The 13,596-nt window shown below is 55.3% G+C and carries 15 protein-coding genes; 9 read left to right on the top strand and 6 right to left on the bottom strand.

Translation table 11 applies throughout. The features are described from left to right. Positions 1-18: 18 nt before the first annotated feature. The 4 genes from cobO (at position 19) to cobM (ending at position 2,329) form a co-directional block, all read left to right on the top strand. On the top strand, positions 19-657 hold the full coding sequence (gene cobO / locus J2X72_RS07975) for a cob(I)yrinic acid a,c-diamide adenosyltransferase (RefSeq protein WP_114428738.1): 639 nt from the start codon (positions 19-21) through the stop codon (positions 655-657). An 87-nt stretch (positions 658-744) separates the two neighbouring features. After that, entirely contained in the window at positions 745-1,176 is a 432-nt protein-coding gene (locus J2X72_RS07970; RefSeq protein ID WP_210000844.1) for a TerB family tellurite resistance protein, read from the top strand. Continuing rightward, positions 1,173-1,565: a cobalamin biosynthesis protein gene (locus tag J2X72_RS07965; RefSeq protein WP_310070469.1), complete on the top strand. Its 393-nt coding sequence runs from the start codon at positions 1,173-1,175 to the stop codon at positions 1,563-1,565. The genes J2X72_RS07970 and J2X72_RS07965 overlap by 4 nt, the downstream gene beginning before the upstream one ends. A 2-nt stretch (positions 1,566-1,567) precedes the next feature. After that, entirely contained in the window at positions 1,568-2,329 is a 762-nt protein-coding gene (gene cobM, locus J2X72_RS07960; RefSeq protein ID WP_310070467.1) for a precorrin-4 C(11)-methyltransferase, read from the top strand. Here cobM and J2X72_RS07955 read toward each other — a convergent pair. Both J2X72_RS07955 and J2X72_RS07950 read right to left on the bottom strand, forming a co-directional pair. Next, entirely contained in the window at positions 2,321-3,067 is a 747-nt protein-coding gene (locus J2X72_RS07955) for a cobalt-precorrin-6A reductase (protein ID WP_210000860.1), read from the bottom strand. The genes cobM and J2X72_RS07955 overlap by 9 nt on opposite strands. Then, on the bottom strand, positions 3,060-4,175 hold the full coding sequence (locus tag J2X72_RS07950; RefSeq protein WP_310071041.1) for a cobalt-precorrin-5B (C(1))-methyltransferase: 1,116 nt from the start codon (positions 4,173-4,175) through the stop codon (positions 3,060-3,062). The genes J2X72_RS07955 and J2X72_RS07950 overlap by 8 nt, the downstream gene beginning before the upstream one ends. A 104-nt stretch (positions 4,176-4,279) precedes the next feature. Between J2X72_RS07950 and cobA the strand changes: the two genes are divergently transcribed. From cobA to cbiB, 4 genes are read left to right on the top strand one after another with little or no spacing between them, the layout of a single operon-like run. Further along, positions 4,280-5,119, top strand: coding sequence for a uroporphyrinogen-III C-methyltransferase (gene cobA / locus J2X72_RS07945; protein WP_310070462.1), 840 nt, complete (start codon positions 4,280-4,282; stop codon positions 5,117-5,119). Continuing rightward, positions 5,116-6,414, top strand: a complete 1,299-nt coding sequence (locus J2X72_RS07940) for a cobyrinate a,c-diamide synthase (RefSeq protein WP_310070459.1) — start codon at positions 5,116-5,118, stop codon at positions 6,412-6,414. Before cobA ends, J2X72_RS07940 begins: the two co-directional genes overlap by 4 nt. After that, positions 6,414-7,433 (top strand): threonine-phosphate decarboxylase CobD, encoded by a 1,020-nt coding sequence (gene cobD / locus J2X72_RS07935; RefSeq protein ID WP_310070456.1) that lies wholly within the window; start codon positions 6,414-6,416, stop codon positions 7,431-7,433. Before J2X72_RS07940 ends, cobD begins: the two co-directional genes overlap by 1 nt. A 21-nt stretch (positions 7,434-7,454) precedes the next feature. After that, entirely contained in the window at positions 7,455-8,435 is a 981-nt protein-coding gene (gene cbiB, locus J2X72_RS07930; RefSeq protein WP_310070453.1) for an adenosylcobinamide-phosphate synthase CbiB, read from the top strand. 5 nt (positions 8,436-8,440) lie between these two features. Here cbiB and J2X72_RS07925 read toward each other — a convergent pair whose 3' ends face one another. Genes J2X72_RS07925 through J2X72_RS07910 form a run of 4 tightly spaced genes read right to left on the bottom strand, consistent with a single transcriptional unit; the run spans position 8,441 to position 13,008 of the window. Continuing rightward, on the bottom strand, positions 8,441-9,262 hold the full coding sequence (locus tag J2X72_RS07925) for an ABC transporter permease (protein ID WP_310070451.1): 822 nt from the start codon (positions 9,260-9,262) through the stop codon (positions 8,441-8,443). After that, on the bottom strand, positions 9,259-10,206 hold the full coding sequence (locus J2X72_RS07920) for an ABC transporter permease (protein WP_310070448.1): 948 nt from the start codon (positions 10,204-10,206) through the stop codon (positions 9,259-9,261). Before J2X72_RS07920 ends, J2X72_RS07925 begins: the two co-directional genes overlap by 4 nt. 22 nt (positions 10,207-10,228) lie before the next feature. Further along, on the bottom strand, positions 10,229-11,710 hold the full coding sequence (locus J2X72_RS07915; RefSeq protein WP_310070445.1) for an ABC transporter substrate-binding protein: 1,482 nt from the start codon (positions 11,708-11,710) through the stop codon (positions 10,229-10,231). Between the two features lie 26 nt (positions 11,711-11,736). Further along, on the bottom strand, positions 11,737-13,008 hold the full coding sequence (locus tag J2X72_RS07910; protein ID WP_310070443.1) for an acetylornithine deacetylase/succinyl-diaminopimelate desuccinylase family protein: 1,272 nt from the start codon (positions 13,006-13,008) through the stop codon (positions 11,737-11,739). A 296-nt stretch (positions 13,009-13,304) separates the two neighbouring features. On the opposite strand from J2X72_RS07910, the gene J2X72_RS07905 reads away from it, so the two are divergent. Further along, positions 13,305-13,502: a hypothetical protein gene (locus tag J2X72_RS07905; protein ID WP_310070441.1), complete on the top strand. Its 198-nt coding sequence runs from the start codon at positions 13,305-13,307 to the stop codon at positions 13,500-13,502. Positions 13,503-13,596: the final 94 nt, after the last annotated feature.

Below are 13,596 nucleotides of genomic sequence, written 5' to 3'. Positions count from 1 at the left end.
TTCCGAAGGGAAAGCCAAATGGCTGAAAAGTCACAAAAATTGCAGAATCTGACCGAAGCGGAAATCAATGAGCGGCATGCCGACAAAATGCGCAAAAAGAAGGCGGTGCGCGACAAAATTCTGGCGACCAAAACCGACGAAAAGGGCCTCGTGATCGTCAATACCGGCAAGGGCAAGGGCAAGTCCACGGCCGGGTTTGGCGTCGTGTTCAGGGCGCTTGGCCATGGGATGAAGATCGGCGTCGTCCAGTTCGTCAAGGGATCATGGGATACCGGCGAGCGTTGGGTTCTTGAAAAATTCCCTGAGCAGGTGACGATTTCCGCCATGGGCGAGGGATTTACGTGGGAAACGCAGGATCGTGCCCGTGATATCGCCATGGCCCGCGATGCCTGGGAACAGGCCAAGATGATGATACTCGACGACGAAACCGAGTTGGTCCTCTGCGACGAACTCAACATTGCCCTGCGTTATGACTATCTGCCGGTCGATGAAATCATCGAGGTCCTGAAACAGAAGCCGCATATGAAACACGTGATCATCACTGGCCGTAATGCCAAGGATGAGCTTATCGAGTTTGCGGATCTCGTCACCGAGATGGAAATGATCAAGCATCCGTTCCGATCGGGCATCAAGGCTCAGAAAGGCATCGAATTTTAGTTTTATGGTGCCGGCCTGAGGCGTTTCGCTACTTGAATTCGGCTGTCTGTACTGCAATCAATCAGTAGAGACATTTTTGGGGGTAATATGAGCGAAAGCATTTTTGATCGGATCACAACGTTTCTGGGTACGAAAAGCGCAGTGCAGAAGGTTGCGGATGACCCGGTGTTGACAGCTGAACTTTTGCTACTGCTGCATATAGCGTTGGCGGATGGAAAGACCGATAAAGCCGAATACGCCGCGATTTTGCGGGTTGCGTCGAACGATTTCGGAATTTCCCCTGAGGAGTTCGGAGAAGTCGCCGAATACCTCAAGGACTTCGGTTATGAGACCACAAGTACCCAAGCGGCGCTTGCCTTTGCGGACGTGTCGTTTGAACGCAAGGTTCAGTTGCTGCGCCACCTTTTGGCGATTGCGAATGCGGACGATGAATTAGATGCCAAAGAAGCCAATCTGATCCGCAAGACGGCTGACCTTTTGGGCGTAACGCCGGAAGAATTGCACAAGAAGCACGGATGACTTCGCCAATCTATGCGCTCGGGGTGGGGTGCGAACGTGGATGTGCGCCGGACGAGCTCTTGGACCTCGTCAACAAGGTCTTGCAAGATGCGGCCGTTGAGTCATCGGATCTAAGCGGCATACACTCGATAGACTTGCGATGGGGCGAGCCAGCCATTGTGAATGTAGCGCGGAAGTTCAACTGCCCCGTCCGCTATTTCAGTGCTTCCACACTGGAAGAACAGACGCCAAATTTGCTGAACCCGTCCAATCGCGTTTTTGCGCTGATGGGATGTCACGGCGTGGCTGAAGCCGCCGCGCTTGCAGGTGTTGGTCCGACAGGCGTATTGGTCGTTGGAAAAACAAAATCGGCTCATGCTACAGCGGCGTTGGCTGCAACGAAGAGATAAAAATGACGATCCATTTCATTGGAGCAGGCCCAGGCGCCCCCGACCTTATTACTGTGCGCGGATTAAGACTGATTCAATCGTGTCCGGTCTGTTTGTACGCAGGGTCACTCGTTCCAGCGGAGATGGTCGCGGAAGTACCCGAGAACGCACGCGTGGTCGATACGTCGTCGCTCACGCTCGATGAAATCATTGCAGAGTTCGAGATGGCTCACGCGGAAGGTAAGGATGTTGCGCGCGTTCATTCCGGGGATCCGTCGATATACGGCGCGGTGGCCGAGCAGATGCGGCGTCTTGATGCATTGGGCATCCACTATGACGTGACGCCCGGCGTTCCGGCATTTGCGGCCGCCGCTGCTGCCTTGAAAAAAGAACTGACGGTTCCGGAAGTATGCCAGACCATCATCCTGACGCGCACTTCGGTCAAATCATCCTCTATGCCGGAAGGCGAAGATCTGGCAACTCTTGGGAAATCGGGTGCGACGCTGGTTATCCACCTTTCGATCCGCAATCTGGCGCGCGTCGAGACCGAACTTACCCCGCTTTATGGCGCTGATTGTCCTGTCATTGTTGCCTACCGCGTGGGCTGGTCAGACGAACAGTTTATCCATGGAACGCTTGCCGATATCGCCGGCAAGGTAGAGATATCGGGCTTGCATCGGTCAGCGATGATTTTTGTCGGACGCGGTCTGGCGGCAGATACTTTCCGGGATTCGGCTCTGTATCACAAAGGTCACACGCACTCGCTGCGCAAGCTTTCAGACTGAGCCAAAAACCTCATCAACAAATAGAATGACGCTTTCGATATCGGCCACACTATGGGTGCTTGGGCGATGGGGACGATCAATCATGATTACAGGAATGCCGAGATCGCGCGCCGCCTTGATCTTGGTATAGGACGCGGTCCCCCCGGAATTGCGGCAAACAATATGCGTGATACGTTTCGTCGTCAGGAAAGCAGTCTCGTCATCAACTTTGCCAGGCTTCGACAATTCCAGTTCGAAATCCACGAGATCGAGCGGCGCTTCAGGTGGGTCTATCATTCGCACGACAAAATGCACGTCGCCGCGACGGGAAAATGGTGCGATGTGTTGTCGTCCAAGCGCGAGCAGCACACGTGCCTTTGCGGGGATGAGGCCAACCGCGTCTTGTAGTGAAGTCACATTCGACCAGCTATCGCCAGGTTTCGTGTGCCAAGCCGGACGCTCTAGCCGAACGAAAGGCGTTTTCGTTGAAGCTGCTGCAAGGATGGCGTTATCGGAGATCTGTGTTGCGAAGGGGTGTGTTGCGTCGATAAGCAGGGATATTTCCTGTTTCACAATATACGCAATGAGGCCTCTGGCACCGCCAAAACCGCCGATACGAACTTCGCCCTTGAGTGTTGCCGGGTTAAGCGTACGTCCCGCCAAAGATGAAATCACGCGGTGACCTTCCGCAACCAGACGAGAAGCGAGTTTTGACGCTTCGGCAGTGCCACCTAGAATGAGAATTGGACCATTAGACACGGGAAAGAACTGTACCCTTGCGATCGGTAATGATGACCTCCACTTCGACCGGGGCGCCCTTGAGTGTGGCAAGAGCTGTTTGCCTTGCCCGTGCGGCAATAGGACTGGCGAGATCAATTCCCATAGATTGTGTCAATTCAAGCACTTCCTGCGCAGTGTTGGCATTCAGAATCCGCTCTCTCACACTTGGATCGAGCCCCAGCTTTTCAGCTTCATCCGCAAGAAAAGCCATGCTGACCTGGCTACGGCCAGAATGAAGATCGAGCGCGCCTTGTGCCAGTTTAGTCAGCTTGGCAAAGCCGCCGGCGATTGTCAGCCGATCGATTGGATGAACGCGCAGGTATTTTAGCAGACCGCCAGCGAAATCGCCCATGTCGAGAAGCGCAATCTTCGGCAGGTGATAAATGGCTTGCGCCGCATCCTCGGAGGTTGATCCAGTTGCGGCGAGAACATGCTTGAGACCTGCTGCACGTGATACGTCAATGCCGCGATGGATCGAGTGTATCCAAGCCGCGCAAGAGAAAGGGTGAACGATGCCAGTGGTTCCCAGAATCGAAATGCCGCCGACAATGCCAAGACGCGGGTTCCACGTTCTCTTGGCCAACTCTTCGCCCTCAGGCACAGAGATTGTGATGACGATATCCGCTGGTAAATCATATTGCCCACAGATTTCCTCGCAAATCCGGCTCATCATTTCACGCGGTACGGGATTGATTGCCGCTTCTCCCGGAGGAATGGGCAAGCCTGGCAGGGTGACCGTGCCAACGCCTTCGCCCGCGACAAACTGTATGCCGCTTCCGGGCGGTGCGGGAAACACCGTCGAGATTATCGTGGCACCATGCGTGACATCGGGATCATCGCCGGCATCTTTGACAATGCCTGCCATTGCATAACCATCGCCGATCGATTCGATCGCCAGCTGGAAGTGCGGAACTTCGCCCTTAGGCAGAATGATCGCTACGGGGTCGGGAAATTCGCCTGTGATCAACGCGATCAATGCCGCCTTGGTCGCAGCGGTTGCGCAAGCACCCGTGGTCCAGCCTCGACGCAAGGGCCGTTCGCTCGTCTTATCGGGTTTCCGCTGTCCTGCATCGGGTTCGTCGCTCATGCAGGTCTTATAGACCAGCTTCTGCCCCCGTTGCATGATATTTCCGATAAGTTCATGCTTACGGCCAGAAAAATTGTGCTATGCGCAAAAGATCGGAATGAGCGATGAGCGCAATGAATTCGAAGCTGCCAGTTTTTGAAACGGGGCACGTCTGGCTTGTGGGAGCAGGGCCGGGCGATCCTGGACTGTTGACCCTGCACGCTGTCAACGGACTCGAACAAGCCGACGTCATCGTCTACGATGCGTTGGTCAATGAGGATTGCCTGTCTTTTGCTGGTCCCGGAGCCGTGTTGGAGTATGCCGGCAAACGGGGCGGGAAACCATCTCCGCAACAACGCGATATATCGCTTAGACTGGTCGAACTCGCAAAGTCTGGCAAGCGAGTGCTGCGCTTGAAGGGCGGTGACCCTTTCGTCTTCGGAAGAGGCGGAGAGGAAGCACTGACCTTGGTCGAACACCAGGTCCCATTCCGGATTATCCCCGGCATCACGGCCGGGATCGGCGGACTTGCTTACGCAGGTATTCCCGTCACTCACCGCGAAACCAACCAAAGTGTGACCTTCCTGACCGGACATGATGCTACCGGCCTCGTTCCCGATTCGATGGACTGGAATAGTATCGCCAAGGGTTCTGCGGTTATCGTCATGTATATGGCAATAAAGCACATCGGACTGATTGCTTCGCGCTTGATTGCTGCTGGTCGCTCCAGGGAGGAACCAATTGCTTTCGTTTGCAATGCCACAACGAGCGATCAAAAAGTGCTTGAGACAACGCTCGAGAGAGCCGAGACTGACGTTCAGCAATCGGGTCTCCGCCCTCCTGCCATCGTGGTGGTGGGACAAGTTGTCCGCTTGCGTGCGGCGCTCGACTGGCTCGGCGCGGCAGAAGGTCGTGTGCTTACGCAGGATCCGCTTGGAACCCGCCGGGAAAAGGATGCGGGATGAAAGGCTTGATTGTTGCCGCTCCGTCGTCTGGCAGCGGCAAGACGACCGTCACGCTTGGATTGTTGCGCGCTCTTCGAAACCTCGGTGTGGAGACTGCGCCGGCAAAAGCGGGGCCAGATTACATCGACCCGGCTTATCACGCGGTGGCGAGCGGTAGTCCTTGCGTCAATCTCGATCCTTGGGCGATGCGGCGGGATTTGATCAGTGCATTGGCTGCACGTCATACCGAAGGCAACAAGATGCTCGTGGTCGAAGGTATGATGGGCCTTTTCGATGGCGCCAGCGATGGGCGGGGGTCTGCCGCCGATCTTGCGGCACATCTGTCGCTTCCAGTTATTTTTGTCGTCGACTGTGCGCGGCAATCCCATTCGATTGCCGCACTCGTTAGTGGTTTTCGAGATTTTCGCCGCGATGTGATGATTGCAGGCCTGATCCTAAACAGGGTCGGCAGTGTCCGCCATGAAACCATGCTGCGTTCCGCACTGGAGGCCGTTGGCATACCGATTCTCGGTTGCTTGTCGCGTGACGAGGGGTTGCAATTGCCGGAACGGCATCTAGGGCTCGTCCAGGCGGGTGAACATCTCGACCTTGAGGCTTTCATCACGCATGCAGGTGATATCATTGGCGACAGGATCGATCTTGAACTGGTCCAGCAACTGGCCAATCGGTATGGTCATACAGGATCGATGGCAAATGTATCCCGCATCCCGCCTCTTGGACAAAGGATAGCTGTTGCGCGTGACAACGCATTCGCGTTTTCCTACTGGCATCTGCTGGACGGCTGGCGGCGGCGCGGCGCAGAGATAAGCTATTTTTCACCGCTTGCGGATGAAGCGCCGGCCGGAGACGGCGATGCTATATATCTGCCTGGAGGCTATCCAGAACTTCATGGCGGGCGCCTTGCCCATGCGGGCAACTTTGCTTCTGGCGTCAAGAAGGCCGCGGCGAGGGGTGCGACCATTTACGGCGAATGCGGGGGATACATGGTGCTGGGTGAGAGCATCGAGGATGGGATGGGGAAAGTACATCCAATGCTCGGGCTCCTGCCCGTCGAAACAAGCTTTGCAAAACGAAAGATGCATCTTGGCTATCGCCGCCTGAAACCACTTACGGCGGCTCCGTTTCAAACGGAGCTTACGGGACACGAATTTCACTATGCCAGTATCGTTCGCGAGGGCGACGCCGAACGGCTCTTCCGCGTTCGGGATGCACTCGGTGACGATTTGGGCGAAGCCGGGCTGCGCGTGGGATCGGTGAGCGGCTCATACATGCACATAATTGATTTGGCGGGATAATGCAGATTGAACATGGAGGCGCGCTCGATCGCGCTCTGGAACGGTTTGGTGGCGCGCCATCCGACTGGATTGACCTTTCTACCGGTATCAATCCGGAAGTACTACCTCTGCCGTCGATTGGTCCTGAAATCTGGAACCGCTTGCCGGACGAAAAACTGCTCACTTCAACCCTTGACGCCGCCCGGAAATATTATGGGGCGTTGGCTGAGGCGGGAATCGTTGCAGCGCCAGGCACACAATCGCTTATTCAAATACTGCCCGATATCGTGGCTGAAAAAGGTGAAGTCGCGATCGTCGGTCCAACCTATCAGGAGCACAGCGCGTCATTCCTCAATGCGGGTTGGCGGATTTCAAGTTGCCGGAGCATCGACGAGATTCTGCCATCTTCGAAGGTTGCGGTTGTGGTCAATCCGAACAATCCGGATGGACGAATTGTCTCAAGAACATCTTTGCTTGAACTTGCTGGACGAATGGAGAGCCGAGGTGGCGTCCTGATTGTCGATGAAGCTTTTGCGGATGCCCATCCGGAAGCAAGCATCGCAAACCACACAGGGAAAAGCGGGCTGATTATCCTGAAATCATTTGGCAAATTCTTCGGCTTGGGCGGGTTGCGATTGGGTTTTGCGTTGACGACGCACGATATTGCACTGGCGCTCAGGCTCCGCCTGGGTCCCTGGGCGGTATCGGGCCCGGCCCTACACATTGCATCGCATGCGTTTTCCGATGAAGTCCTCCTTGCAGGTTTTGCGAAGCGGTTGAGGGCTCGTCGCGAGCTGCTTGGACGCGTCTTGGCAGAAGCGGGTCTTTTACAAGTTGGTGGCACAATGCTGTTTTCGTTGGTGGAGTTTAAGCAGGCCCGGCAGCTTCACGAAGCCTTATGCGAGCAACATGTGTTGACAAGAAAATTTGACTACGCGCCACAATGGTTGCGTTTTGGCCTGCCATTGGATGAGAATGCGGCTGAACGATTGCGGCAACGTCTTCGTATTGTGCTAAGTGCAATACCCCCGCTGATTTGATTCAACAGGATAGAATTATTTATGGAAATCAATCTGTTGATTCTGTTTCTTGCCTTGCTCGCCGATCGAACCTTCGGTGATCCTGATGGGTTGTGGCGGAAAATCCCTCATCCCATCGTCCTATTTGGCAAAGCGATCGAACTGGCCGACAAGCACCTCAACAGGGCTAGCGATTCAGACGATGAAAGACGGCGCAATGGTTTTCTTGCGATGGCGGGCTTGCTGGTGCTGGCAGCGTTCATTGGTTTTCTCGTGCATCTCGCGCTGCAGACGATTCAGCCCTTTGGCGGCTTGATCGAGGCACTGATTGTTGCGGTGTTTCTGGCGCAGAAGAGTCTCGGCGAACATGTGGGGCGTGTGGCAGTAGCTCTGCGCGAGGAAGGTATCGTCGGTGCCCGCCGCGCCGTTTCGATGATTGTCGGACGTGATCCCGAGGTACTCGATGATGCTGCGGTGAGCCGCGCCGCCATCGAAAGTCTTGCTGAAAATACTTCCGATGGCATCGTCGCTCCGGCATTCTGGTATGCTCTGCTGGGGCTTCCCGGGCTTTTTGCCTACAAGATGTTAAATACCGCGGATTCCATGATCGGGCATTTGAATGACCGTTACCGGGATTTTGGGCGGTTCGCGGCAAAGTTCGATGATGTTGCCAACTGGGTACCGGCAAGACTGACAGGTGTTCTGATCTCGGCAGCAGCCTGGGTCGTGCATGGCTATGATGCTGCACTTCGCTCGTTCAATGTGATGATGCGCGATGCGCGGCTGCACCGCTCGCCGAACGCGGGGTGGCCCGAGGCAGCGATGGCGGGCGCAATTGAGGTGGCACTTGCAGGCCCCCGCGTTTATGGCGGCGCGATGGCGAACGAACCGATGCTGAACGGTGCAGGGCGCCGTGATGCAGGAGCCGAGAACATCGAGGACGCGCTTAACATTTTCAGCGTGACAACCGGAATTTTTACAGTCGCAATCCTGGCGCTGTTTCTGGTCGGATTGCTCCTGTAACGGTATCACTGAAATCTTGGGTCAAGCATATCGCGCAAACCATCGCCAAGTAAATTAAGCCCGAGAACTGTGATGACAATCGCGAGACCGGGAAACAGGGCCATGTGCGGAGCCAATCCAATCATAGTCTGGGCCTCGAACAGCATTCTACCCCAGCTCGGCATAGGAGGTTGTGAACCCAGTCCAACGTAAGACAGACCTGCTTCGGCGAGAATGCCGAGCGAAAACTGGATGGTCGCCTGCACGATCAAAAGAGACGCGAGATTTGGCAATATATGGTCACGCGTAATGCGAGCCGGGCTTTTACCGATGGCACCTGCCGCTATCACAAACTCGCGCGACCAGAGGGAGAGCGCGGCGGCACGAGCGACACGCGCAAAGACCGGAATATTGAAAATGCCGATCGCGATAATTGCGTTGATCGCGCCCGGGCCGAAGACTGCGGTAATCATCACTGCGGAGAGTAACGCGGGAAAGGCGAAGACAAGATCGTTGAGTCGCATCAGGACCTCATCGACAAAACCGCCGGTTGCAGCACCCCACAGGCCAAGGGGCACACCAATGCCAGCGCCAATTGCTACTGAAACAGATGCTACAGCGATGGAATTACGGCTCCCGACCATGATCATCGATAGAATATCGCGACCAAAATGATCTGTGCCTAGCAAATGTGCTGCGGATGGCGGCTTTAGCTTGCCCGCGATATCGAAGGCTCCCACCGGGTAGGGCGTCCAGACGAATGATAGCAATGCCACCAGCGCGATTACGCTTGTGACAATGAGGCCTATGCAAAAGGATCTATTCGCCAGTGCCTTGCCGATGTTCATGAGCGGCCCCGCAACCGGGGATCCACTATGGCGTAGGAAAGATCGACCAGCAAATTGACTAGGACGAGAGTAGCAATGAGCAGCATGACGACGCCCTCGACCACAATCAAATCCCGTTGGGTGATTGCCTGGAACACCAAACGACCGAGGCCCGGCAGATAGAACACGTTCTCGATGATGATCGTGCCGGCGAGCAGGAATGCGAATTGCAAGCCAAGAATAGTTAGAACGGGAATAAGAGCATTGCGCAACGCGTGACGGTATAAAACCTGCCGCCTGCTCAAACCCTTGGCGCGAGCCGTGCGAATATAATCCTCACCGAGTACTTCCAGCAGAGCAGAGCGGGTGATGCGGGCAAGGATCGCGGCTTGAGGGAGAGCAAGTGCAATGGACGGCAGGATGAGCGATTTAATGCTCACACCGAAGCCTGCGCCCCAACCGGGGAAGCCGCCGGCCGGAACAAGCCTCAACGTCACTGCGAATAGATAGACCAAAAGCAGGGCGAACCAAAAATTCGGTATCGCCACACCCACCTGCGCAACCCCCATGGCTAGCGTATCGGAGAACTTGCCGCGTTTTGAAGCGGCAAAAATCCCGACAGGGAGTGCTATGAACGTCGATAGTGCCAACGAGATCGCAGCGAGCGGCAATGAAACAGCAACCCGCTCCATAATGAGGTCGAACACGGGGACCGAATAGGTATAGGACCTGCCCAGATCTCCGGTGAGCAGTCCGCCGAGCCAGCTGAAATATCGTATAGCGAGCGGTTGATTGAGCCCCATCTGCTCTTGCAGATTATGAATGGCATCCTCCGTGGCGTTCATACCCAACATCAGTCGAGCGGGATCGCCCGGCACGATTTCGAGCATCGCAAAAACAACAAGCGAGGCGACGAGTAGTGTAAGGATGGCGATGAACGCACGCTTCGTGGCATAGTTCAACATCGAACGCGCGCACCGGGTCGCATTAGTCCAGCCACTTCACAGCGGTTAAATCATTGGCCTGAATCGGTCCGTTTTCCCATAACCCGTCAATCTTCGCGTCCCAGATGCCGGTTTTGGGAAGCTGAAACAGGAACGCCGCAGGTACATCTTTTGCGAGCAATTTTTGCGCCTGCTGGTAAAGTCCGGTGCGTTCAACGCCATCGGATGTGGCGTCTATTTGTTTGATCAGATCCTTGAAGGCCGGACTGTCATAATTGAAATAATAGTCGTCGCGGGAAAAAATATTCAGGTCGTTCGGCTCGGTATGAGAGACGATCGTCATGTCATAGTCTTTATTCTTGAAGACCTGATCCAGCCATTGTGCCCATTCCACCGGAATGATTTCCGCCTCGATGCCGATTTCACGCAGTTCGGCTGCGATAATTTCACCGCCGCGCCGGGCGTAGGTGGGTGGCGGAAGTTTCAGCGTTGTCTTGAAGCCGTCAGGATGACCGGCCTCCGCCATTAGCTTCTTCGCAAGTTCCGGATCGTAAGCCGTTTCCGCCGTCAGATCGATATAGGCTGGGTGATGGGGCGGAAAGAATGATCCGATGGGCGTTCCAAATCCGAACATTGCACCATCGATCAGCGACTTCCGATCGATGGCGTGGGCTATGGCTTGGCGGACCTTTGGATTGTCAAAGGGCGGCTTCTTGTTATTCATGCCGAGAACCGTCTCTCCTTCGGTCGTGCCGATGACAACTTTAAAGCGGGGATCAGCCTGGAACTGCGGGATGGTTTCATAACTCGGAAAAACCGGAAAAGCCTGGACGTCACCCGCCAAGAGCGCCGCCGTTGCGGCGGCCGGATCTGGGATGACCCGAAATGTGGCTTTGTCGAGCAATGCTGGTTTTCCCCAATAATCGGCATTTTTTTCAATGACGATCTGCGAGCCCTTCGCCCAACTATCGAATTTGAATGGACCAGTTCCGACGGGTTTTTCCTTGTTCGTACCGGCGCTTTCAGGCGCCACGATGACCGCATCGCCCCAGGCCATATTGTAGAGGAAATCGCCGCTTCGCCGTTTCAGGGTAACCCGAACCGTAAGGGGATCGACGATGTCAACTGTATCAATGGCTGCAAACAGACCCTTTTGCGCGTTGGTGGATTTGTCTCCACGAGCACGATCGAGCGAAAATTTGACGTCGTCGGCGTCGAATGATGTGCCGTCGTGAAATTTGACGTCCTTGTGCAACTTGAACGTATAGACCTTGCCGTCATCCGATTGTGTCCAGCTTTCGGCGAGAGCTGGGAGGACGTCCCCCTTTGCCCCGATACGTGTCAGACCCTCGAAGATATTTGCATAGACGATCTCGTCGATGGCCGCCGCAGCGCCTGCGGTCGGATCAAGGTGCGGAGGCTCCAAAACGATGCCGAGGACAAGATCAGTCTTCGCGGCATAGGATGCCGAGGATATCACCAAGCTTATTGCAACACCGGCGATGGCCAACTTCCATGATTTCATCCAGTAACTCTCCAGCTTTTTGGCCATCAGGCCGATCGCGACAGCAGCACCTTCAAACCGAGCGCCATGACGTTAGCGGATTCGATCATGTCTTCGATACCGACATATTCGTCTGGCCGATGCGCAAGGTCCAGTATGCCCGGGCCGTAGGCGATGCAATCGTGTAGTAGCCCTATGCGTGCAATATGTTTTTGATCGTAAGTACCGGGTGAGATCACGTACTGCGGTTCCCTGCCGAAAACTGACCGGATTCCTTCGGCAACTGCGGTGACGATCGGCCTATCACGGTCCGTCATCAATGGTTGCACTTCCATGATGTCGCGAATGCTGTAGTGAAATTTCGGTCGTTCCCACTGCAGCCTGTCAAGAATCGAAACGACCTCGCGTTTAACCTCGGCGATGTCTTCCTCAAGCAGGAAACGGCGATCGATGGTCAGGCGGCAGCTATCGGACACGTTGGGCGAGGGCAATCCAGAATAATCGTCAGTCTGCCCGCCATGGATGGAGTTAATATTCATGGTGGAGCGACGCGCGCCATCAGGAACCACCGGCATCGAGGTTTGCTTGTTATCCAGGGCGGGGAAAAGTTCCTTTTCGAACGCTTCAAGGACCGCTCCCATATGGCGAATGGCGCAATCACCCAAAAACGGCATTGACCCGTGAGCGATTTCGCCCTTGGTTTCGATTTCTGCCCACCAGACGCCGCGATGACCCAGACAGATACGGTCCTTGTTGAGCGGTTCCGGAATGATGACGTGATCGACGCGGGGCTTCGAGAAGAAGCCTTTGCTGGCGAGATAGGCAACACCGCCGAAGCCGCCCGATTCCTCATCTACCGTGCCGGATATTTCTATTGCGCCAGCGAAGTCCGGATAGACTTCGATAAATGCTTCCGCCGCAATGATTGACGCGGCGAGTCCCCCCTTCATGTCACAGGCGCCGCGGCCATAAATCTTGCCATTCTTGACCACACCTTCGAATGGATCGATGGTCCAGCCATCACCCGTTTCCACGACGTCGATATGGGAATTGAAGTGCACTGTCTGGCCATGGGTGCGACCATCAAAGCGGGCGACGACATTGGTGCGCGGGTATTGGTCGGTGTCGCCAGGCGTCCCTTCGCCACGGATCAACTGGGTCTCAAAGCCGATCAGCTGCAACCGCTTCGCGAGAAATTCAGCGCAGGGCGTATAGGCCTCGCCGGGCGGGTTAATAGTGGGGAAGCGGATGAGATCGCGCGTCAGCGCTATCAGGTCATCACGCCGTTTCTCAATGGCACGGGAGAGCTTGTCATCCATGCCTTATCAAATCAGCACCGCTCCTGATTTGGCAAGTAGCAACTTGTTGTCTGCCGATAGTTGAGCGCTCCAACCTTGGAGAAGCTGGCAAGGGCAAATTTGGGGCTTTAGTTGTAACTTCACAAATGAAACACCGATGCCGAAGCAGGCGCAACTATAACATTAAAAGCACCGGACCATTGAAAGTAAATTGCGCCCATATGCAGGTTTGTCGCACCCGCTTGAACTGCATTTTGGTGAGGGCCATTTTCCTATCGCCGCAATATAGCGGTTCCATTCATCCACAGGACTACGAAATGCTCCGCGAAAAAAGAGTAGCAGAGGAAGAGTTTGTTTCCATTGACCAGGATAATGCCGGACTCTCCGCCAAGCGGAGCGGGACATGCATTCCGGGTGTTCTCTGCGTGATTGGCCTGATCCTGGCAATTGCACTGCTCGCGCCAGAGCGGGATACGGAGCATTCGCAACAGCCCGCACTGGAGCAGATACAATAACGCGGGCCGCAGCCCCAGCGATCAGTCCACTGGTTTTACCAGTCCGACCGAGACCAGTGCCGCTTTCCTGACAACGCAATCGTGCAGACCCGCT

Source organism: Phyllobacterium sp. 1468 (genome assembly GCF_031455525.1).
Lineage (GTDB): Bacteria > Pseudomonadota > Alphaproteobacteria > Rhizobiales > Rhizobiaceae > Phyllobacterium.
The sequence above is the reverse complement of the archived record's forward strand: the minus strand, read 5'-3'. Positions and strand labels throughout refer to the sequence as shown.

Coding starts and splice junctions, on each gene's coding strand:
- cobO (WP_114428738.1), top strand. CDS start 19: ATGGCTGAAAAGTCACAAAAATTGCAGAATCTGACCGAAGCGGAAATC.
- J2X72_RS07970 (WP_210000844.1), top strand. CDS start 745: ATGAGCGAAAGCATTTTTGATCGGATCACAACGTTTCTGGGTACGAAA.
- J2X72_RS07965 (WP_310070469.1), top strand. CDS start 1,173: ATGACTTCGCCAATCTATGCGCTCGGGGTGGGGTGCGAACGTGGATGT.
- cobM (WP_310070467.1), top strand. CDS start 1,568: ATGACGATCCATTTCATTGGAGCAGGCCCAGGCGCCCCCGACCTTATT.
- J2X72_RS07950 (WP_310071041.1), bottom strand. CDS start 4,175: ATGAGCGACGAACCCGATGCAGGACAGCGGAAACCCGATAAGACGAGC.
- cobA (WP_310070462.1), top strand. CDS start 4,280: ATGAGCGCAATGAATTCGAAGCTGCCAGTTTTTGAAACGGGGCACGTC.
- J2X72_RS07940 (WP_310070459.1), top strand. CDS start 5,116: ATGAAAGGCTTGATTGTTGCCGCTCCGTCGTCTGGCAGCGGCAAGACG.
- cobD (WP_310070456.1), top strand. CDS start 6,414: ATGCAGATTGAACATGGAGGCGCGCTCGATCGCGCTCTGGAACGGTTT.
- cbiB (WP_310070453.1), top strand. CDS start 7,455: ATGGAAATCAATCTGTTGATTCTGTTTCTTGCCTTGCTCGCCGATCGA.
- J2X72_RS07925 (WP_310070451.1), bottom strand. CDS start 9,262: ATGAACATCGGCAAGGCACTGGCGAATAGATCCTTTTGCATAGGCCTC.
- J2X72_RS07920 (WP_310070448.1), bottom strand. CDS start 10,206: ATGTTGAACTATGCCACGAAGCGTGCGTTCATCGCCATCCTTACACTA.
- J2X72_RS07915 (WP_310070445.1), bottom strand. CDS start 11,710: ATGAAATCATGGAAGTTGGCCATCGCCGGTGTTGCAATAAGCTTGGTG.
- J2X72_RS07910 (WP_310070443.1), bottom strand. CDS start 13,008: ATGGATGACAAGCTCTCCCGTGCCATTGAGAAACGGCGTGATGACCTG.
- J2X72_RS07905 (WP_310070441.1), top strand. CDS start 13,305: ATGCTCCGCGAAAAAAGAGTAGCAGAGGAAGAGTTTGTTTCCATTGAC.